Below are 19,821 nucleotides of genomic sequence, written 5' to 3'. Positions count from 1 at the left end.
AGTTGTGGGTTCCCCACCGTTCAGACGGGTCAGGAACCCACAACACGATGGGTGAACCCACCGCGTGGGAGGCCGACACGGCCGACACGGCCGACACGACGTGGGCGTGCGCGTGGGCGTGGGTTCTTGACGCCGCCGGATATCCCGTGGCGTAGGAGTCATGCGGCCGGACTGCGCCGACTTCGCGGCCGGGCTCCGGCGCCTACTTCGCGGCCGGGCTCCGGCGCCTACTTCGCGGCCGGTCGAGGCGCGTGCCCGGGTCCAGTCGGGGCCGCCGTCAGTGCGACAGGGCGGCCTTGAGGCCGACGATTGCCAGGCCGAGGAAGAGGTTGACCATGCCGGTCGCGATCAGGCGGGGCCAGCCGGCGCCGGCCCGCGCGGCGACGTACAGCGCCCAGCCGAGCTGGGTTCCGACCGCCACCGCGAGGGCGAGCCAGGCAGCGCCGGCGTCCGTCAGGCCGCCGAGTGCGCCGAGGCCCGCCGCAGCCGCGGGTGGAACAGCGGCCTGCACGATCGGCCACTCCCGGCGTGCGGCCGCGCGCACGGTCCGCCACGGCGGGAAGGCCCGGGGCCATTGCTGTACGGCGAGGCGCGCGTACACATGCGCCATCCAGAACACCACACCGGTCGCGAGCAGCAGCGCGATCAACTGCACCGGATGCGGCGGCTCCCGGCCCGGACCGGTCCCGGCCACCACGGACGCCGCGAGCAAACAGCCGTAGACCGCGCCGGCCTCGTCGGGTGGCTCCCGCCGGTCCGTACCGGCGGTGGGGACCGTCGCCTCGTCGCCCATCCGGCCTCCTCCGCAGGGCCGTCGCACCGTTGTCCGTGATCCGCGGCAGTCTCTCGCGACGACCTCCGCGGACTCTTCACCCTGCCCGGATGACCGTCGCGCCGGCGGCAGCCGTACTGCGACCCCCGCCTGGATCGCGCGATCGATCATCCGGCGGTGGATCATCCGGCCGGGGTGATGCCGGCCGGCGCGATCGGGGCGATGGTCGGAACCGGGTGGGCCGGCGAGAGGGGGTACGACGATGTCCACAGGCTCCGAGGGGTCCGCCGAGGACCGGATTCCGGAGCCGACCCCTAGCTGGGCGCTTCCGCGTGGCGTCGTCGTCCTGCTTGGGACCGCGGGAGCGGTCCTGACAGTGATCGGGCTGCGCGGTTTCTCGCACATCGTCGGTCCCGTGTTCCTCGCGCTCGTGCTCACGATCGCCGCGAGTCCGCTGCGCCGGCTGCTCGTCCGGCACGGCGTGAAATTGTGGCTGGCGGTGCTGCTCTCGCTCGTCGCGGTGGTCGGGTTCCTGCTCGGGATGGCAGCCGCCCTGGCCTTTTCGCTCGCCCGGTTGGCGACCCTGCTGCCGGCGTACGAGGACAAGTTCACCGAGCTCGTCCAGGATGTCCGCGGCTGGCTCGCGGACCTCGGCGTCGGTGACGAGCAGTTGCGCGCCGCGCTCGACAAGATCGATCTCGGTCAGTTCTTCGACGTCCTGCAGAGCTGGCTGTCCGGGCTGCTCGGGGTTGTGACGAGTCTGGGTCTCGTGGTGGTCGTGCTGTTCTTCATGGCCATCGACTCGGCGCCGTTCGCGGACCGGATGCGGGAGGCCGGGCAGAGCCGTCCGGACGTGATCGGAGCGCTGGCCGGGTTTGCCCGCGACACCACGCGGTACCTCATCGTCTCCACCGTCTTCGGCTTGATCGTCGCGCTGTTCGACGTCGGAGTCCTGTATTTGCTGGACATTCCGTTGCCCTGGCTGTGGGGTCTGCTCGCGTTCGTCACCAACTACATCCCGAACGTCGGGTTCTTCATCGGAGTGTTGCCGCCCGCGCTGCTGGGTCTGCTGGACCAGGGCTGGGCGACGCTCGTCTGGGTGATCGTTGCCTACAGCATCATCAATTTCGTCATCCAGTCGATGATCCAGCCGAAGGTCGTCGGTGACGCCGTCGGGCTGTCCACCACGCTGACCTTCCTGTCCTTGATCTTCTGGGCCTGGATTCTCGGACCGGTCGGCGCGATCCTCGCGATCCCGCTGTCCCTGCTCGTCAAGGCCTTGCTGCTGGATGCCGACCCGTCCACCCGCTGGCTCAGCGGCCTGGTCTCCGGCGGCCGGTCCCCGGAAGAGATCCCGGCCGACGCGCCGGACGACGAACCCGACGAGTCGGCCGAGGTACCCGCGGACGAGGTCGTCGCGCACCAACCTGGATAGGAGCTGAGCATGCCGCCGTCCGTACCGTACGAGTTCCCCGATCAGATCCTGCCGATGTGCCACGGGTTGCCGGGCAGCCTCTCACCGGGATCGCCTGCCGCGGATCCGGCCGACGGCACCGTGGTGATTGGGCCGGCCCACAGTCTGCGCTACCGGCTCGACACACCGCTGGCCGATGTCGTCGGGATCAGCTGCCGGGTGCGGATCCGGCACCTGGTGCCGCCGGTCACCTCGTCGCTGCAGATCCTTCGGCTCGGGGATGCGTTCGGCCTGGGACTGGAGCCGCTGACGGCCTGGCGGGCGCTCGTCCGGGTCCGGTTGCAACGGGTCAGTCACGACCTCGGCCAGGTTCCGAATCTCGGAGCGCGGTTCATGGACCTGCAGTTCGACTGGCACATCAAGGGCAAGACCTACCTGCGCGTCGACGGGCGGCTGGTCGGGTACCACGACACGTTCGCGCGCGGCAGCCGACTCACCATCGAAGACATCACCTTCGGCCCGGACGTCGGGCTACCGGGCGCACTGCCGGCCGGGCTCCCTGGCGCACTCCCAGTGCAGCCCGCCACGCTTCGGCAGGATCCGGCCGGCACGCTCGTAGCGGATCGGGCGCAGAGCTACCAGCTGGACAGGTTCTCGGTCGGCGTCGTCCTCGGCCGGCCGCATCGCCCCCGCCGCCACCTGTCGGTCGTCCATCGTCCGTGACAGACCGCGGCGCCGTGTGCGGCCGCACGCGACGGGTGGGGTGCCCGCGGCGGGTGGGGTGCCCGCGGCGGGTGAGCTGTACGCGACGGGTGAGCTGCAGCCGGCGGGTCCGGGGCGGCATCAGCGGACGGAGGTGTGATGACCGAAGCCACGTTCGCGCTGCTCGCGGTGCTGGTCCTGGGCTGGGTGGTCACCTCGGAACTGCTCGCCCGGGTGAACGTCACCGGACCGCTGCTCTTCACTGTCGCCGGCTTCCTGCTCGGAAGTCATGACTGGAAGAACTTCACAGTGGAGGTGGACGCCCCCTCGGTCCATCTGGTCGCGGAGGTGACACTCACCCTGTTGCTGTTCTCCGACGCCGCCCGGGTGAACCTGTCCCGGCTGCGACGGGACGTCTCCCTACCCGGACGGCTGCTCGGTATCGGTCTGCCGCTGTCCGTCGTCCTCGGGTCGTTCCTGGCGGCGTGGCTGTTCGGCGACCTGACCTGGGCGCTTGCCGCGTTCGTCGGCGCGACCCTGGCGCCGACCGACGCCGCGTTGAGTGCACAGGTCATCAACGACCGGCGAATCCCGATGCGCCTGCGCCGGGCGTTGAACGTGGAGAGCGGCCTCAACGACGGCATCGTCACTCCGGTCGTCACGTTCGCACTGGCCGTTGCCGCCGGCCACCTCGGTACGGGGGAGGAAGAGCGGGCCTTCACACCCGGCGCCGCGCTGTTCGAACTGGCGGCCGGAGTGGCAGTCGGCGTGGTGATGGGACTCGGGAGTGCGCGGCTGCTGGGGGTCGGCCTGCGGCGCCAGTGGACGAGTACCGGAGCTCGCCGGCTGGGCGCGCTGGCGGCCGCGCTCGGCAGCCTCGCGATCGCGTTGACCTTCGGCGGCAACGGGTTCATCGCGGCGTTCGTGGCCGGGCTCGCCTTCCGCGGCGGTCCGGCCGACGAGCCGCTGGACGCCGACGAGGTCGTCGAGTTGCCGGAGTTGATCGGGGAGATCCTGGCGTTCGTCGTGTGGTTCCTGTTCGGGGCGGTTTTGGTGCCGATTGCCTTCGCACACTTCGACGTACGGCTGCTCGGGTACGCCGTACTGAGTCTGACTGTGGTGCGCATCGTGCCGGTCGTTGTCTCGCTGCTCGGCAACGGGCTCGACCGGACGACGGTGTTGTTCGTCGGATGGTTCGGGCCACGGGGGCTGGCATCGGTCGTGTTCGCGCTGCTGGCGATCGAAGAGCTGGGCATGGACGGACCGGTGGAGCTCGCCGTCGCAGCCGTGGCACTCACCGTGCTGCTGAGTGTCCTGCTGCACGGCATCTCGGCGGGCCCGTTCGGTCGCTGGTACGTCCGCCTCGAACAAGCGTCCGACGACACGGCTCCACCACCACGACCTCGCCGTCCCGCTCACCATCACCTACGCCCGAGCGGCGAAGCCGGCCGATGAGGGCGGGCACAGTCAGCTCCGAGTGAGCTCCGAGTCAGGCGCGAGTCAGGCGCGAGTCGGTTCAGTGTCGGTTCAGTGTTGGCGCACGCGGTGGCGGCGTTCGGCGAGGCGGGCGGCCAGGTGGCCGATCAGGGCTCCGATGGTGACGCCGACCAGGACGTCGCTGGGGTAGTGGACGCCGGTGTAGACGCGGGAGAACGCGACGACCGATGCGGCCGCCCGCAACGGCAGCCGCAGGGCGGGGAGCAGCCGGCCGACCGAAACGGCGAAGGCGGCCGCAGAGGCCGAGTGGCCGGACGGGAACGACCTTGACGTCGGCATCTTCACCCAGCGCTCGACGGGCACACCCAAAGCAGCGCGGTCGGGGCGTGAGCGCTCGCTGGTCAGCCGCTTCAACGGCTGGTTCACCAGCAAGGAGGTGGCGCCGATCGCGCTGAGACCGGTGACTGCGGCGCGTCGTTCCCGCGCGCCGCCGAACAGGACGAGCGCGCCGGCGGTCAGAAACCACGGTTTGGAGAAGTCGGCGAAGTCGGACGCCCGGCGCAGCGGTGCGTCCAGGGACGGTACGGACAGCCGCGCGACTGCTTCGAACAGCGCGCGGTCGTGTTCCTTCAGGCGCGGGATCACGGGGTGTGGTCCCGGCCCAAGGCGATCCGGACCAGGGTGGCCAGGCTGTCGCGGAGGCCTTCGGGAGCGGTCGCCGACGGCGACGACCCGGGGTGCTTGCGAGAGATGCGGACGCGGAGGACGCCGGGCCGGATCCGGAACTGCAGCGGTGCGTCGAGGACGAGCGCCTCTCCGTCGATGCCGGCCGGGAGTGGGCGGTCGGCGTCGATCTCGAACGTCGGAGCCGACCATTCGCGCCACGGTCGCTGAGCCCGGTGCTGACCCCCGTCGGGTGCACCGAGCACGGTGATGCCGAGCATTCCGTCGTCGATCCGCGGGCGCGTTCCGGAGCCGACGGCACGGCCGAGTCGGTACTTGTTGTTGGAGACCAGCACGGCCGCTCCGCCGCGGTGCCCATCGCCTCCCGGACCGGTCCAGCGCATGTCGAGCTCGCTGCCCGTGGGGCCGAGCGCGTCCGGCACGGTGTCGAGCAGCGTCCGGATCTTGGCCTCGCGATAACCGCTGCGCTGGACGGCTTCGGCGTACAGGCCGAGCGAGACGTTGTTGACGAACACCCGCCCGTTGACCTCGCCAAGGTCGACCAGCCGCTCGCCGCCGTCGACGAACGCGTCCAGAGCGCCGACGACGTCGTCGCGATCGACGCCGAGATCCAGCGCGAAGTGGTTGCGGGTTCCGGCGGGGATGCAGGCGTACGGCAACGAACGCTCGGCCGCGATCGCGGCGACGATCGCCTGCGAGCCGTCGCCACCGGCCATCGCGAGTGCGTCGGCCCCGCGGTCGACGGCACCGCGAACCAGGATCTCGAGGTCGTCGCCGGCGGTGAGTTCGATCGGCTCGATTCCGCGCCGGCGGGATTCCTCGGCGAGGTTGAACCGCTCCGCCTTGCCGCCGCCGGAGCGCGGATTGAAGAACAGCACCGGTCGGTGGGGCGGAGGGACCCGGGGCAGCTCGACCCGGGCGAAGAAGGCGACCCGCGCCGCCGCCAGCGTGACCAGAAGCCCACCGATGACGAGCAGGTCGGCGAGGAACGTACCGCCCACCACGACGAGGATCACCGCACCGAGCAGCGCCAGCCCGCCGATGTACAGCCCGGCCAGGCGGGCGACGCCGCGGCGCAGTACGCCGTACCCGGCCGCCAGTGCGGCGACCGCCAAACAGGCCGTGATGATGAGGCCACGCGGGAACTCCCGGATCGCGATCACCACGGCGAGGACAGCTGTCGCCGTCCCGACCACCAGCGCGACAATTGCCGCCACCCGTCTCCTCATGAGCTCACGCCACACCACCCGGAACGCCACGGCATCCCGCACCCAGGATGAATCGGGCCCGCTGACCGATGCATGGCTTGGCTTCTGCTCGAGGCGAGGTGGTCGCGGGCCGACGGGATGAGGGACGGGTGGGGTGATGAGGGACGGCGGGCGATCGGGGCGTGCGGCGATGGTGGCGTGGGGTTGTTGAAGCCGCCGTGTGTCATGTTGACAGGACGTCTCCCGGGCCAGGGGCCACCGCTGAGCGTGAATCAGACACCGAACACACCCGCCCTGCACCACACGAACTGTCGAGCGTGCACACCTGCCCACCCACATCACTCACGAGAGCCGATGAATCGCGACCACCACGACTGGCAGGAAGGTCGCGCCGGCCGGGCCCGATCGTCCATCAGGGGTGATGTGGACGGCGCCCGACCTGCTGAATCGTCGGCGCCGTACGCGGACAGCGATGCCGCGCACCCGGCGCGTCCTGCGTGCCGGGCGGTACAACGAGAGGGGCCGCGGGCCATGCGAGTGCATTACGAAACGCAGGAGGAGCGGCAGGCTCACGGGCTCGAGGCGCGCGCCCGGGTCCCGCTGGACAGCCACGCGGGCTGGGCGCCGGCCACGGACCGGCCTGACCCGGTGGCGGTCATCGAGGAGCAGAACGAGCGCCGCGACCCCGACCTGGTCCCGGTCCGGCACGGCCGGATGATGGCCTCGCCGTTCACGTTCTACCGCGGTGCCGCCAAGATCATGGCGCTCGACCTCGTCGACACCCCGGCGGCCGACCTGCGCGTGCAGCTGTGCGGCGACGCCCACCTGTCGAACTTCGGTGTCTACGCCTCGCCCGAGCGGACCTTGGTGTTCGACGTCAACGACTTCGACGAGACGCTGCCGGGCCCGTTCGAGTACGACGTCAAACGGCTGGCCGCGAGCTTCATGGTGGCGGCGCAGAACAACGGCTGCTCGGAAGCGGACGCCCGCACCATCACCAAGGGTTGCGTGGCCGCCTACCGCAAGGCGATGGCCGAGTTCGCCGCGATGAAGACCCTCGACGTCTGGTATGCGCACCTGGACGAGGCCCACATCGTGGAGGCGGTGAACGCCTTCTACGGCGCCGCCCACGGTGGCGCCAAGGCTGACAAGGGCGCCAAGAAGAGCAAGAAGAAGCGTACCGACGACGAGGACGCCGTCGCCTCGATGACGCAGAAGCAGGTCAAGGAGGCGCAGAAGCGGTTCCAGAAGAACGCACTGAAGACACATGCCCGCAACAGCGGTCAGGCGCTGTCCAAGCTCGGCGAGGAGGTCGACGGGCGCTACCGGATCGCCAGCGTGCCGCCGATCGTCGTCCCGGCCCGCGAGCTGCACACGACGTACGGCCGTGATCCCGAGGAGATCGAGAAGGCGGTGATCGCGCAGTTCCGGGGGTACCGCGCGAGTCTGCGACCCGATCTGCGCCGACTGCTGGAGCGCTTCGAGGTCGTCGACTGGGCCCGCAAGGTGGTCGGAGTCGGCAGCGTCGGGACGCGGGCGTTCATCGTGCTGCTGCAGGGCCGGGACCGCGACGACCCGCTGTTCCTCCAAATCAAGGAGGCCACCCGGTCCGTGCTCGAAGGACCGTTGCCGAAGAGTGCGTTCGCGCAGTCGGGCGAGCGCGTCGTGCACGGCCAGCGGCTGATGCAGGCCAGTAGCGACATCTTCCTCGGCTGGTCCGAGGGCGTCGAGGCCGACCGGTACTACTACTGGCGTCAGTTGCGCGACATGAAGGGCTCCGCGCTGGTGGAGATGCTGTCGCCGGCGGAGCTCGCGATGTACGCCCGCATGTGCGGATGGACCCTGGCCCGGGCCCATGCGCGTTCCGGCGATGCGGTCGCGATCGCGACGTACCTGGGCGAGAGCGACACGTTCGATCGGGCGATCGCCGATTTCTCCGAGCGGTACGCCGTCCAGAACGACCAGGATTTCGCGGACTTCGCCAAGGCGATCAGTTCGAACCGGATCGACGCGCTGCCGAACGTCTGACGTCGGCAGCCGCCCGCGTCGACCCGAGGGGAGGAAACCAGCGTGGGTGAGATCGGCATGGCCAAGACGTCGGAGACATCGACGACCGGCAACGGGCACGCGCCCTACGCGAAGGCGCCGTACGCGCTGCCCGCCACGGCGGTGGTCCGGGCGGCCGAATCGCACATCGACGCCGGCCTGACCCCGGGCGAGGCGGAGCGCCGGCTGTCGACGTACGGTCCGAACGAGATCCCGGCCGAGAAACCGCCCTCGATCTGGGTGGTCGCGGCGCAGCAGTTGCGCGACCCGATGAACATCATGCTGATCGGCGTCGTGGTCGTGAGCCTGGTGATCGGCGAACTGTCGACCGCGATCATGGTCGCCGTCCTGATCCTGCTGAACCTCGGCCTCGGCACCCGGCAGGAGCTGACGGCGCGGGCGAGTGTCGACGCCCTCGCCACCTTGCAGGTTCCGCAGGCGCGCGTCGTCCGGGACGGCGAGGTGACGATGGTCCCGGCCACCGAGGTGGTTCCGGGGGACATCGTCCAGGTCGAGGCGGGGGACATCGTGCCCGCCGACGGGCGCATCGTCCGGTCGGCGACGCTGGAGGCGCAGGAGGCCGCGCTGACCGGTGAGAGCGCGCCGATCGCCAAGAACGCGACCGCGCTGGCCCCCACCGACATCGGCCTCGGGGACCAGACCGACATGCTCTTCCAGGGCACGTCGGTGACCCGGGGTACCGGGACGATTGTGGTCACTGCCACCGGGTTGCAGACCCAGATGGGGCGGATCGCGACAATGCTCACATCCGTCAAGCGGACCCGATCGCCGCTGCAGCGTGAGCTGGATTCGCTGACGAAGGTCCTCGGGTTCATCGCCTGGGGAGCGGTCGCGATCATCGTCGTGGCCGGACTGATTCGCGGCCTGCCGGGCAAGGACGTGCTGCTGGTCGGCACCGCGATGGCGATCTCCGCGCTGCCGACCGGGATGCCGGCGTTCGTCTCCGCCCTGCTCTCGCTCGGTGCCCGCCAGTTGGCGGACGCGAAAGCCGTGGTGAAGAACCTGACCGACGTCGAGACGCTTGGTGCGACCAACGCGATCAACACCGACAAGACCGGGACGCTGACGCTGAACCAGATGATGGTCTCGACGCTGTACGCCGGCGGCTCCTGGTTCACGGTCGACGGTCAGGGGTACGACCTGCACGGGAAGATCCGCTCGGTGGCCGGTCAGCCGGTCCCGGACTTCACCCGGCTGGGTCTCGGGCTGGCGCTCGACACCGACGCGGTGGTCGACCAGGACGGCTCGGTGATCGGCGATCCGACCGAGGCGGCGCTCGTCGTGCTGGCCGGCAAGCTCGGCGTCGACGCGGAGGAGACCCGGCACCGGTACCCGCGGCTGGCGGAGGTGCCGTTCGACTCCGAGTACAAGTTCATGGCGACGTTCCACCAGGTCACTGTCGACGGTGTCGAGCACGTCATCGAACTGGTCAAGGGCGCACCGGACGTGGTCGTGGCCCGCTGCATCCAGGCCGGCGGCCCGCTCAGCGGTTCGCAGGTCCCGATCGCGCAGGCGCAGGCCGGCATCGACGAGGCCAACCTGCGGATGGGCCGCCAGGGCCTGCGGGTGCTCGCGTTCGCGGCCCGGCTGGTCGCGAACGACGAGCTCGAGACCATGAACAGGGGGCCGATGTCGCTGACCACGGGACTGTCGTTCGTCGCCTTGGCCGGCATCATCGACCCGCTGCGGGCCGAGGCCAAGGGCGCGGTCCGTACGGCGCTCGCGGCCGGTATCGACGTGCGAATGATCACCGGGGACCACGCGGTCACTGCCCAGGCGATCGGCAAGCAGCTCGGGCTCGGCCCCGGCGCGATCAGCGGCCCCGATCTGCCACCGCTGAACGACGAGCAACTGAAACATCGGCTGCCGCAGCTGCACGTGTTCGGCCGGGTCACTCCCGAGGACAAGCTGCGCCTGGCCCGGGTGATGCAGGAGGAGGGCATGATCGTCGCGATGACCGGCGACGCGGTCAACGACGCGGCCGCGCTCAAGCAGGCCGACATGGGTGTGGCGATGGGCAGCGGCAGCGAGGTGACCAAGCAGGCCGCGCGGATGGTGCTCACCGACGACAACTTCGGCACCCTCGTACACGCGGTGGAGATCGGCCGGCGCGTGTACGACAAGGTGGTTTCGTACATCCGGTACCAGATGACGCAGCTGCTCGCGCTGATCCTGCTGTTCCTCGCCGCGAGCGTGTTCGACATCAACGACGGGGTGGCGATGACGCCGTCGATGATCCTGTTCCTGCTGTTCTTCGCCACCGCGGTCGGGGTCGTGGTGATCGCGGTCGATCCCGGTGATCCGGACGTGATGCACCGTCCGCCGCGCGATCCCGCCGTACCGATCGCGAACCGGACGTCGGTGATCCGGTGGCTCGGCTACGCGGTCGTCCTGTTCCTGGCCGCCGGCGCGCCGCTGGTTGCCGGGCCGGACGATCCGAGTACGACGCAAGCCACGGTGTCGATGACGATGACCTTCGTCGTGATGGGTCTGGGTACCGCGTTCAACGCGATCGTCAACCGGCGCGCACCGACCAGCGGCGTGGAGCCACCGATCGTGAAGGCGCTGGCGATTGCGCTGATCACCGTCGCCGCGCTGGTGCTGGCGACCCAGTTGCCCACGCTGCAGAACGGCCTGCTGACTCTCGTCCTCAGCCCCCGGCAGTGGCTGGTCTGCTTCGGCCTGGCAGCACTGCTGCCGATCGTCGTCGAGCTGGACAAGTTCGTCACCCGGCGCAGGGGGCGGAAGGTGCCGCGGATTCGCGTGGAGGACGCGGTCGCACCGGCGCGCGTCCGGCACGGGGCAGGGGGAGACCAATGACCACTCGCGAGCAGCGGATCGCCGATTTCATCGCACCGTTCCGCGTCGAACCGGGGAAGAACGTCAAGCTGGGCAAGGATTTCGCGCCGGACTTCAAGGGGACGGTTCGATCGAAGAAACGCGGCCGCAAACTGCTTGTCCAGGGCACCGAACTGCTCTCGGAGTACCAGTCCCGGCTGTATGCGCAACACACGCACGGAGTGCTGGTCGTCCTGCAGGCATTGGATGCCGGCGGCAAGGACGGCACGATCCGGCACGTCATGACCGGGGTCAACCCGCAGGGCGTGTCGGTGCACAGCTTCAAGGTCCCGACCAACGAGGAACTCGACCACGACTACCTGTGGCGCTACGGGTTGCGTCTGCCGGCGCGTGGCGAGATCGGCATCTTCAACCGGTCGCACTACGAGGAGGTGCTCGTGGTCCGCGTGCACCCGGAGCTGCTCGACCGGCAGCGGCTTCCTGCCGAGGCGCAGAAAGGCCTGTGGAGCCGTCGCTACCGCGAGATCAACGAGTGGGAGCGGATGCTGTCCGACAACGGCTTCAAGATCGTGAAGCTCTTCCTGAACCTGTCCCGGGAGGAGCAGCGGATCCGGTTCCTGCGCCGGATCGACCTGCGCGACCACAACTGGAAGTTCTCGTCGGCCGACGTCCGGGAGCGCGAGTACTGGGACAGCTACCAGCAGGCGTTCTCGCGGATGCTGGCCAGGACGAGCACCGAGTGGGCGCCGTGGTACGTGATCCCTGCCGACCGCAAGTGGTACGCCCGGATCGCTGCCGCCGCCGTGATCGCGAACGCGCTGATCGACCTCGACCCGCGCTATCCGAAGGTTGACAAGAAGGCCCGCGCGGCGCTGCAGGAGATCAAGGCCACGCTCGAGAAGCAGGCGCCCAAGGGGGCGGCGGCCGATCCGTTCGCGGCGAGTATGCCGAGCGGCTGACGACGATGGCCGAGGGCTCACACCGGTCCACCGCCCGGCCGCCGCTGTGGCACCAGTACGTCCCCGCGGTGGATGTGATCACGTCGTACCGGAAGTCCTGGCTGCCGAAGGACATCGTCGCCGGACTCGTGCTGTCGGCCCTGCTGGTGCCGCAGGGGATGGCGTACGCCGAACTCGCGGGCCTGCCGCCCGTCACCGGTTTGTACACGTCGATCTTGTGCCTGCTCGGGTATGCCGTCTTCGGGCCGTCCAGGGTGCTGGTCCTCGGGCCGGACTCGTCGCTCGGGCCGATGATCGCGGCAACCATCGCGCCGCTGCTCCTGGCCGACGGCGATCCGGCCCGCGCGATCGCGCTCGCCTCCATGCTGGCCGTACTGGTTGGTGTGATCATGACTGTCGCGGGTGTGGCCAAGCTCGGGTTCGTGGCGGACCTGCTGTCCAAGCCGACCCAGATCGGCTACCTGAACGGACTCGCGCTGACGATCATCGTCGGGCAGCTCGACAAGCTCTTCGGCTTCTCGGTCGACGCGGACGGGTTACTGGCGGAGGCACGCGATTTCGTCACCGGGCTGGCCGACGGCGAGGCCAACGCTACTGCCGCGGCGCTCGGGATCGGTTCGCTGGCGGGGATCCTGCTGCTGAACCGGCTGCTCCCCAAGCTGCCGAGTGTGCTGATCGTCGTGGTCCTGGCCGCGATCGCGGTGAACGCCTTCGATCTCGAGAACCGCGACGTCGACACGGTCGGCGTGCTTCCGCAGGGCTTCCCGCCGTTCACGATTCCGGCGATCGGGTGGAGCGATCTGCCGCCGCTGCTGGCCGGCGCCGGCGCGATCGCCGTCGTCGCGCTGGCTGACACGATGTCCACGGCGTCGGCATTCGCCGCGCGCAAGGGCGATCGCGTCCGGGGCAACCAGGAGATGGTCGGCATTGGTGCGGCCAACATCGCGGCCGGCTTCTTCCAGGGATTCCCGGTCAGCACCAGCGGTTCCCGGACCGCGGTCGCCGAGCAGGCCGGCTCGAAGTCGCAGGTGACCGGTGTCGTCGGTGCGGTGGCGATCACCGTGGTCCTGGTTTTCGCCACGGCCCTGATGCAGAACGTTCCACAGCCGACGCTGGGCGCCATCGTCATCGCGGCCGCCTTGTCGCTGGCCGACATCTCCGGGACACGCCGGTTGTGGCACCAACGCCGGATGGAGTTCCTGCTGTCGATCATCGCGTTGCTCGGCGTGGCGCTGCTGGGCGTTCTGCCCGGCATCCTGATCGCCGTCGGGTTGTCGATCCTGAACGTGTTCCGCCGTACCTGGTGGCCGCATCAGGCGGAGCTCGGCCGGGTGGACGGCATCGCCGGCCTGCACGACACCGCGAGCTACCCCGCGGCGCAGCTGCTGCCCGGTCTGTTCGTGCTCCGGTACGACGCACCGCTGATCTTCGCGAACTCCCGGATGTTCGCCGACCGGGTCCGGGAGATCGCCAACGACCACCCGGACCTGCGCTGGATCGTGGTGGCCGCCGAGCCGGTCACGGACGTCGACACCACGGCCGCCGACATGCTGGAGGACCTCGACGAGTGGCTGAACGCCCGGGGTGTGTCGCTGGTGTTCGCAGAGCTGAAGGATCCGGTGCGGGAGAAGATCGAACGGTACGAGCTCACCCGCACCATCGACCCGGCGCACTTCCTGCCGACCGTCGACGACGCGGTCGCCGAGTACATCCGGCAGACCGGCGCCCACTGGCAGGACCCGCGGCCGGGGCAGCCGGAGGCGGACGACGAGAGCTCCCGCCGCTGAGCAGCACCTGCAGCTGCCACGGATGCGGCTCCCACGCGGGTCGTCCGGGCCCGGACATGGTTCGAGCAGGTCCGTGCAGGGACCTGCTCGAGTTGGGCCGGCAAGGAGCGATCGGGACATCCCCTCGCCGGCCGGCCGTGACGCGCCGGCAGTCCGTCAGCCCATCGGCGGCACGCGCTGCTGCTCGGCCGACGACGCCGGCCGGGCCGTGCCTTCATGGCCGTTGCCCTCGTGGCCGTTCCAGCCCACGTCCGGCGCTCCTTCGATCCGGTCCCGCGCCGTACTCCAGCCGGCCGTGAGCGCGTAAAGGACCACGGTGGCCAGCGCGATCATCAGCAGCGACCAGACCGGGTAGGCACCGAGCGCCAGGACCTGCAGTACGGCGTGCAGTCCCACGACGACGATCGCGGCGATCCTGGCCCACGTCTGCGCCGCGAGCAGACCGCACCCGACGGCCAGCAGCAGCACCCCGGAGATCAGCAGGACCCATCCCCACGCGGTGGTGTCGACGACGACGAGGTTGTCCGGCGTGATCACCAGACGCTCGTCGTCGAACAGCGCGATGAATCCTTCGAAGACGTTGACCAGCCCCGTGACCACGAGCAACACGCCCGCGAAGACGACCAGACCGGCCATGGCGGCCGGGGCCTGTTTCGCAGCCATTCGAATCCCCTCTCGTGCGTCGGGAACCGCCGGACCCGGCGATTCCTCAGCTGGATGCTGTCCCGGTCGCCGGACCTTCGCCTCATCCCACGCGGATGAGGCTCCGGCGGCCCGGGGCGCTTCATCCGCGTGGGGTGAGGATCGGACCTGCCGGTGGCAGCGACGATCGTTGTTCAGCCCGATGGGCTAGGGGGTGCAGCATGTCCGATCCGGACCTGACGGTGACCGATCCCAGGCCCGCTGTGGCTACGGCCGAACGGCCGTCCAGGGGGCGATCGGCGGCGGTGGTGATCTGCCTGCTGCTGGCGGCGTTGCTGACCACGCCGGCGATCGTCGCCTACTGGGGGCAACGGACCCTGAACGACACCACGCGCTACGTGAACACGGTCGGTCCCCTGGTGAACTCGCCCGAGGTGCAGGACGCCATCGCGACGAAGGTGACCGACACGATCCAGGAGCAGGTGGACATCGAGGCGCTGCTCAACGATGTCTTCGCGGGGGTCATCGACGATCGGCCGCGGCTGCAACGACTGGTCGGCCCGCTCTCGGCGGCGCTCAACGGCCTGATCGACCGGCAGGTCCGCGACTTCCTCGCCTCGGACGAGTTCGCCGACCTGTGGACCGCCGCCAACACCAGAGCTCAGCAGTCCCTGCAACGGTTGCTGAACGGCGACCAGTCGGGGGCCGTCGCGCTCCAAGGGGATCAAGTCGTCCTGAATCTCTCCGAGGTCATCGACCGGGTCAAGCAACGGCTCGTCGACCGCGGTCTCACGATCGTGCAGAACATCCCGGTGCCCGACATCGACAAGCAGATCGTGCTGATGGAGGCGCCGGAGTTGCGCAAGATCAAGACGGTCTACGCGTTCGCGAACCCGGTGGCCCAATGGCTGCTGGTGGCGGTGGCCGGTCTCTATCTGGTAGCGCTGGTGCTCGCCCGGCGACGGGCCCGAACGACCGTGATCATCGGCGCCGTCCTGGCGGCCAACGCGCTGCTGCTGGCGCTGGCTCTGTCGGTCGGACGTCAGCTGTTCATCGATGCGCTGGCCGGTACGTCGTTCGGTCCGGCGAGCCGGGTCTTCTATGACACCCTGCTCGTCTACCTGGACCGGGCTCGGAAGGTGCTGCTCTGGCTGGGCCTGATCCTCGTCGTCGCCGGCTGGTTCGCCGGGCCCAACCGGTACGGATCCGCGGTCCGTACGACGGTCAACGGCGGCCTGGAAACCCTCGGTGGCTCGCTCCCGGGCGGCCCGGTGAGCGAGGCCGGTCGTTGGGTGGCCGCGAACGCGCGGTGGCTGCGGGTGGTGGCAGGTCTGCTGGGTGCGGTCGTCCTGGTCTGGGGCAACGACCTGTCGGTGTCGCGGCTGTTCTGGTCGCTCGCCCTCGTGGTCGCGCTGCTGTGCATCATCCAGGTGCTGGTCGGTGCGGGCAGGTCCGAGACCCAAGCCCGGTCGCCGCTGCCCGGCGGCGCCGTACCTGGCACCGCCAAGTAGCTACGTGGGAGATCCGGGTCAGCCGGCGCGGCGGCGCGGATCGAGGTACGGCAGCGGGTTGCCCGATGCCCGCGCGCCGGCGGCGAGCCAGGCCGCGAGGCCGTCGGGGGAGCGGCGGTCGAGTTCGTCGAGGTACCGCTGGCGCTGCTCCACGACGACCAGTCGCTCGGCGGGCGTCCGCGCGGCCTCCAGCCGCCGGTAGCTTCGCCGCCAGGCCAGACACAAGGCCTCGTCGTCGAGTGCATCGAGCTCGGTCAACGGCTCGTCCGCAATCGCGAGAGACGCCGGCGGCTTCTGCGGTCCGGACGGCTCCGGCCGGGCGCCAGGATTGTCCTGCGGGTTGCGGATCGTCCTGAGGAACTCGGAGAGACCAGGCGCAGTCACCACCAGCGCCAGCACGACGCCGGCGCCGGCCAGACCGAGAACGGCGATCAGTCCGATCGCGGCCGGGACGGTCAGTCCGACACCGAAGCCGGCCCGGAGGATCCGCGGTACCGCTCGCCGGCCGTCGGCTCCCCACATCGACGCGGCGACGACGCCGCTCGCCGACGCCAGCACGATCACCCCGAGGACGATGCCGCCCACGCCGAAGCTGACGATCGCGCACAAGAGCCCGGTCGCTGTCGCGATCCGGACGCCCCAGGCCCACAGCGTCCGGTTGCCGGAGCGGTCGTGCTGCTGCCCACTTCCGGAGGACCGCATCGGATCGTTCATCGTCCCAGCCCTTCACCCCGTTGGCGATGTCCGCTGCGGCTGCCGGCTCTTGACGTCACCCACCCCTCAGAGAATGACGCCAAGAGCGACGCCGGTGGCCGGCCGCGGATCGATCCCACCAGCCGATCGCGCCGTCCACCTCTACCGACGAAGGTAGGTGCGGACGGTCCGCTCCGCTTCACCCGCGGCGGACGATCTGGCTCCGCGGCCGGTCGGCTGCCGTTCATCGGTTCAGCAGTCCGAGCTCGCGGGCGCGCCGTACGGCGTCCCGGCGGGTGGTCACGTCGAGCTTCTGGAAGATGCGCTTGAGATGCGCCTTCACCGTGTTCACCGAGACGAAGAGCTCGGCGGCGATCTCCGCGTTGGTCATCATCGTCGGCAGGTAGTTCAGGACCGTCAGCTCGCGCTCGGTCAACGGTTCGGCCGCTGGCGTGACCGGTGCACTCGGCCCGGTCTGGCGCGGTCCGCCGAGAAGTTCGCCCAGTACAGCGCTCGCGTCGGGGCCCCAGTTCGCGGCCCGGATCAGCAAGCGGGCCGGCTGATGCATCGGCGCGAACAGCAAGGTGCGCCGGACGCCCGTGCGCCGGGCCGCCTCCACCGCCCGGCCGAGAGCGTCGAGGACCCGGTCGGTGCGCCCCAGTTGGTCGGCCGCCAGCGCCGTCAGCAGCCAGGCTTCCACGGCGGACGTGGGGTCGTCCGCTTCCGCCGGCAGCGACGCCAGAATCTCCTCGGCACGCTGTGCATCCCCGCTCGCGAGGTGGGCCTCCGCGAGACAGGTCTGCTCCCGTTCGAAGGGCGGCTGATGGTGACTGGCCGGTGCACTCAATCTGGCGATGGCCGCGGCCGGGTCGTCGGCCGTGAGGTCGAGCTCGGCCTCGGTGATTGCCTGCCAGCGCCGGAGCAGGATCGGTGGTCGCCACCGCGCGAGCTCTCGATGGACTCGTGCCAACTCCCGGCGCGCCGCCTCCGATCGACCGAGGAATGCGTGCAGACGCGCCTTGCCGAGGCCGGCCGCGCACCTGGCCGCGGGCTCGGGGCGCGCGGCGTCGGCGCTGCGGACCAAGTGGCTCTGCGCCTCGTCGAGGTTGTTCCACCGAAGCTGGACGATCGACAACGCCAAGTGTGCGTTCGCCGCTTGCGGAAGGGGTTCCCAGCCGCGCGCCTCGACCACTTCGACCGCTTCGGCGGCGTACTCGAAGGCGCGCCGCAGCCAGCCGGACACGGCGGCAGCGAGCCCGAGGTGCGCGAGAACGTTGATCCGCGATGCGTCCAGCCGATGAGCGGTGGTGAGTTGGAGTCCTTCCTGCAGGCGCTCGTCGGCCTCGTCGAAGGCGGCGTACCACAGCAGCCCGGTGCCAAGGTTGCTCAGGGCAATCGCCCGGTACGGCTCCGCGGCCGGCAGCAACGCTCCCGGCCCGGACGTCTCGTCCAGCGCCGTCGCGGATTCGGCGATCAACGTGTCGATGTCGCCGTGCGTTCGCGAGACGGCGGCCGAGAACACCCGGATCGCGATCGAGGTCGCGACCCGCTCCTCAGGACCCGCCCGGTCCAGCTGTGCGCGGGCGCGTTCGAGGTGCGGACGCATCTCCCGGAACCGGCCGGAGTGCATGCGCAGCGCGGCCGCGCACACGGCCAGCTCGGGGGTTTCGGTGAGCCGGCCGCTCGGAACGCGGGTCAGCTGCGCGGCCACCGCGGACCGCTGGGCGGACACCATCAGCGGCGCGGCCTGCCGGACGAACAGGCGGCCGAGCAGGTGCCAGTCGGCCGCGTCGGCGCTGTGCCGCAGCGCCTCGATCGGCTGGCCGTTCGTCGCGTACCAGAGCGCCGCCCGCCGCTCCAGGTCGGGCACGATCTCCGGCTCGGCGAGGGCCAACTGGTGCCGCAGCATCTCGCGGAGCATCGGGTGATACCGGTACCACCGGCGGTCGGGATGCAGGCCGATCACGAACGCGTTGGATCGTTCCAGCCGCTCCAGGAAACGTTCTCCGCGGGGATCGCCGGTCAGCGCGTGGGCGAGTCCGCCACTCACTCGGTCGGCGACCGACGTCCGCAGCAGGAACCGCTGCAGTTCGGGAGGCTGACTGGTGAGCACCTCCTCCAGGAGGTAGTCGCTCACCGCCTGGTCGTCGCCCGCGAAGTCGGCCGCCGTGCGGCCCCCGCCCTTGAGGAAGTAGACCGCCAGCCGGAGCCCGGCCGGCCAGCCTTCGGTCCGGGCGAGCAGCAACCGGGCGTCGTCCGAACTGATCGCGAGGCCGTGCGCCGCGAACAGCGCGAGTGCCGCGGGGAGGTCGAAAGCCAGGTCCCGGGAGCGCAGCTCGGTGAGCTCGCCCCGAAGTTCGAGACGCCGCAGCGGCAGAGCGGGATCCACCCTGGTCAGCAGCATCAGGCGCAGCGGCGCGGGCGGGTGCCGCAACAGTTCCGCGATCCGGGCGAGCACCGCCGGTTCGCGGATCCCCTGGAAGTCGTCGAGGACGACGATCACCGGCTCCGGAAGCCGGGACAGCCCTTCGACCATCCGGCGGTGGCTGCCCGCCCCACCGCCGAGGCCCGGGGCGAGACCTGCCAGCGGGTTGTCGCGGGGAATGTCCACGGCGCTCCGGATCGCCGCCACGAAATAGGTCCAGAACGACCGCGGATGGTTGTCACTCTCGTCGAGCGAGAGCCACGCGACCGGGCCCGAAGCGCGCGCAGACGCAGCCCACGCCGCGGTCGCCAGCGTCTTTCCCCAGCCGGCGCCGGCGCTCACCACCGTCAACGCCTGCTGCGACCCCTGCTGAAGCAGTTCGGCGATCCGCGGTCGTTCGACGTACGTCGACGGCACGCGCGGCCGCGCCAGCTTCGTCGTCAGCAGATGGACGTCCAGTGCCTCCGTGGCACCGAGACGGAAGTGTTCGGCTTCAGCAGGTGACATCGCCCCGACCCCGTCGACTGCCCGCGCCAGGTGCCGAAGGCCAGTACGTCTGGACCACGGACAAGTGCGCGGATATCGAGCGCTGGTCCTGAGCAGCCCCGGATCACATCGCCCCCGCGACGAGGCACTCGGCTGTGTCGCCCCCCACGACCAGTCCTGTCCCGTCCGATGATACCCGTGCCCGACCGGCATTACCCGCGTCGGGTGATGCCGT

14 protein-coding genes are annotated in these 19,821 nt (G+C 70.2%); 8 read left to right on the top strand and 6 right to left on the bottom strand.

The features are described from left to right. Positions 1–277: 277 nt before the first annotated feature. On the bottom strand, positions 278–793 hold the full coding sequence (locus AB0B82_RS23925) for a hypothetical protein (protein WP_360172489.1): 516 nt from the start codon (positions 791–793) through the stop codon (positions 278–280). 241 nt (positions 794–1,034) lie between these two features. Between AB0B82_RS23925 and AB0B82_RS23920 the strand changes: the two genes are divergently transcribed. The 3 genes from AB0B82_RS23920 to AB0B82_RS23910 all read left to right on the top strand — a co-directional run bounded on the left by AB0B82_RS23920 (position 1,035) and on the right by AB0B82_RS23910 (position 4,343). Beyond that, positions 1,035–2,207, top strand: a complete 1,173-nt coding sequence (locus AB0B82_RS23920) for an AI-2E family transporter (protein WP_360172486.1) — start codon at positions 1,035–1,037, stop codon at positions 2,205–2,207. Between the two features lie 9 nt (positions 2,208–2,216). Continuing rightward, a complete protein-coding gene (locus AB0B82_RS23915; protein ID WP_360172483.1) occupies positions 2,217–2,909 on the top strand; it encodes a hypothetical protein in 693 nt (230 codons plus the stop codon). A 138-nt stretch (positions 2,910–3,047) separates the two neighbouring features. Beyond that, the gene (locus AB0B82_RS23910) at positions 3,048–4,343 is read left to right on the top strand and encodes a cation:proton antiporter (protein WP_360172480.1); all 1,296 of its coding nucleotides are present in this window, start codon (positions 3,048–3,050) and stop codon (positions 4,341–4,343) included. Between the two features lie 72 nt (positions 4,344–4,415). Here AB0B82_RS23910 and AB0B82_RS23905 read toward each other — a convergent pair whose 3' ends face one another. Both AB0B82_RS23905 and AB0B82_RS23900 read right to left on the bottom strand, forming a co-directional pair. Further along, positions 4,416–4,970, bottom strand: a complete 555-nt coding sequence (locus AB0B82_RS23905) for a phosphatase PAP2 family protein (RefSeq protein WP_360172477.1) — start codon at positions 4,968–4,970, stop codon at positions 4,416–4,418. Next, on the bottom strand, positions 4,967–6,226 hold the full coding sequence (locus tag AB0B82_RS23900; protein WP_360172474.1) for a diacylglycerol kinase family protein: 1,260 nt from the start codon (positions 6,224–6,226) through the stop codon (positions 4,967–4,969). The genes AB0B82_RS23905 and AB0B82_RS23900 overlap by 4 nt, the downstream gene beginning before the upstream one ends. A 522-nt stretch (positions 6,227–6,748) precedes the next feature. On the opposite strand from AB0B82_RS23900, the gene AB0B82_RS23895 reads away from it, so the two are divergent. Genes AB0B82_RS23895 through sulP form a run of 4 tightly spaced genes read left to right on the top strand, consistent with a single transcriptional unit; the run spans position 6,749 to position 13,829 of the window. Continuing rightward, positions 6,749–8,245 carry a DUF2252 domain-containing protein gene (locus AB0B82_RS23895; protein ID WP_360172471.1) on the top strand — a complete coding sequence of 499 codons (1,497 nt, stop codon included), beginning with the start codon at positions 6,749–6,751 and terminating at the stop codon, positions 8,243–8,245. 42 nt (positions 8,246–8,287) lie between these two features. Continuing rightward, positions 8,288–11,104: a cation-transporting P-type ATPase gene (locus AB0B82_RS23890; RefSeq protein ID WP_360172468.1), complete on the top strand. Its 2,817-nt coding sequence runs from the start codon at positions 8,288–8,290 to the stop codon at positions 11,102–11,104. Further along, positions 11,101–12,042, top strand: a complete 942-nt coding sequence (locus tag AB0B82_RS23885) for a PPK2 family polyphosphate kinase (RefSeq protein ID WP_360172465.1) — start codon at positions 11,101–11,103, stop codon at positions 12,040–12,042. The genes AB0B82_RS23890 and AB0B82_RS23885 overlap by 4 nt, the downstream gene beginning before the upstream one ends. A 5-nt stretch (positions 12,043–12,047) precedes the next feature. Then, positions 12,048–13,829 (top strand): sulfate permease, encoded by a 1,782-nt coding sequence (gene sulP / locus AB0B82_RS23880; protein ID WP_360172462.1) that lies wholly within the window; start codon positions 12,048–12,050, stop codon positions 13,827–13,829. A 156-nt stretch (positions 13,830–13,985) separates the two neighbouring features. Here the strand turns inward: sulP and AB0B82_RS23875 are convergent, their stop codons facing one another. Then, entirely contained in the window at positions 13,986–14,492 is a 507-nt protein-coding gene (locus AB0B82_RS23875) for a hypothetical protein (RefSeq protein WP_360172459.1), read from the bottom strand. 200 nt (positions 14,493–14,692) lie between these two features. On the opposite strand from AB0B82_RS23875, the gene AB0B82_RS23870 reads away from it, so the two are divergent. Next, positions 14,693–15,982 carry a hypothetical protein gene (locus tag AB0B82_RS23870; protein ID WP_360172456.1) on the top strand — a complete coding sequence of 430 codons (1,290 nt, stop codon included), beginning with the start codon at positions 14,693–14,695 and terminating at the stop codon, positions 15,980–15,982. An 18-nt stretch (positions 15,983–16,000) separates the two neighbouring features. Here AB0B82_RS23870 and AB0B82_RS23865 read toward each other — a convergent pair whose 3' ends face one another. Then, entirely contained in the window at positions 16,001–16,696 is a 696-nt protein-coding gene (locus tag AB0B82_RS23865; RefSeq protein WP_360172453.1) for a hypothetical protein, read from the bottom strand. Positions 16,697–16,919: 223 nt separating this feature from the next. Further along, positions 16,920–19,607: a LuxR C-terminal-related transcriptional regulator gene (locus AB0B82_RS23860; RefSeq protein WP_360172450.1), complete on the bottom strand. Its 2,688-nt coding sequence runs from the start codon at positions 19,605–19,607 to the stop codon at positions 16,920–16,922. Positions 19,608–19,821: the final 214 nt, after the last annotated feature.

It is taken from the genome of Kribbella sp. NPDC048915, from assembly GCF_040649595.1.
GTDB lineage: Bacteria > Actinomycetota > Actinomycetes > Propionibacteriales > Kribbellaceae > Kribbella.
The sequence above is the reverse complement of the archived record's forward strand: the minus strand, read 5'-3'. Positions and strand labels throughout refer to the sequence as shown.

Coding starts and splice junctions, on each gene's coding strand:
- AB0B82_RS23925 (WP_360172489.1), bottom strand. CDS start 793: ATGGGCGACGAGGCGACGGTCCCCACCGCCGGTACGGACCGGCGGGAG.
- AB0B82_RS23920 (WP_360172486.1), top strand. CDS start 1,035: ATGTCCACAGGCTCCGAGGGGTCCGCCGAGGACCGGATTCCGGAGCCG.
- AB0B82_RS23915 (WP_360172483.1), top strand. CDS start 2,217: ATGCCGCCGTCCGTACCGTACGAGTTCCCCGATCAGATCCTGCCGATG.
- AB0B82_RS23910 (WP_360172480.1), top strand. CDS start 3,048: ATGACCGAAGCCACGTTCGCGCTGCTCGCGGTGCTGGTCCTGGGCTGG.
- AB0B82_RS23895 (WP_360172471.1), top strand. CDS start 6,749: ATGCGAGTGCATTACGAAACGCAGGAGGAGCGGCAGGCTCACGGGCTC.
- AB0B82_RS23885 (WP_360172465.1), top strand. CDS start 11,101: ATGACCACTCGCGAGCAGCGGATCGCCGATTTCATCGCACCGTTCCGC.
- sulP (WP_360172462.1), top strand. CDS start 12,048: ATGGCCGAGGGCTCACACCGGTCCACCGCCCGGCCGCCGCTGTGGCAC.
- AB0B82_RS23875 (WP_360172459.1), bottom strand. CDS start 14,492: ATGGCTGCGAAACAGGCCCCGGCCGCCATGGCCGGTCTGGTCGTCTTC.
- AB0B82_RS23870 (WP_360172456.1), top strand. CDS start 14,693: ATGTCCGATCCGGACCTGACGGTGACCGATCCCAGGCCCGCTGTGGCT.
- AB0B82_RS23865 (WP_360172453.1), bottom strand. CDS start 16,696: ATGAACGATCCGATGCGGTCCTCCGGAAGTGGGCAGCAGCACGACCGC.
- AB0B82_RS23860 (WP_360172450.1), bottom strand. CDS start 19,607: ATGTCACCTGCTGAAGCCGAACACTTCCGTCTCGGTGCCACGGAGGCA.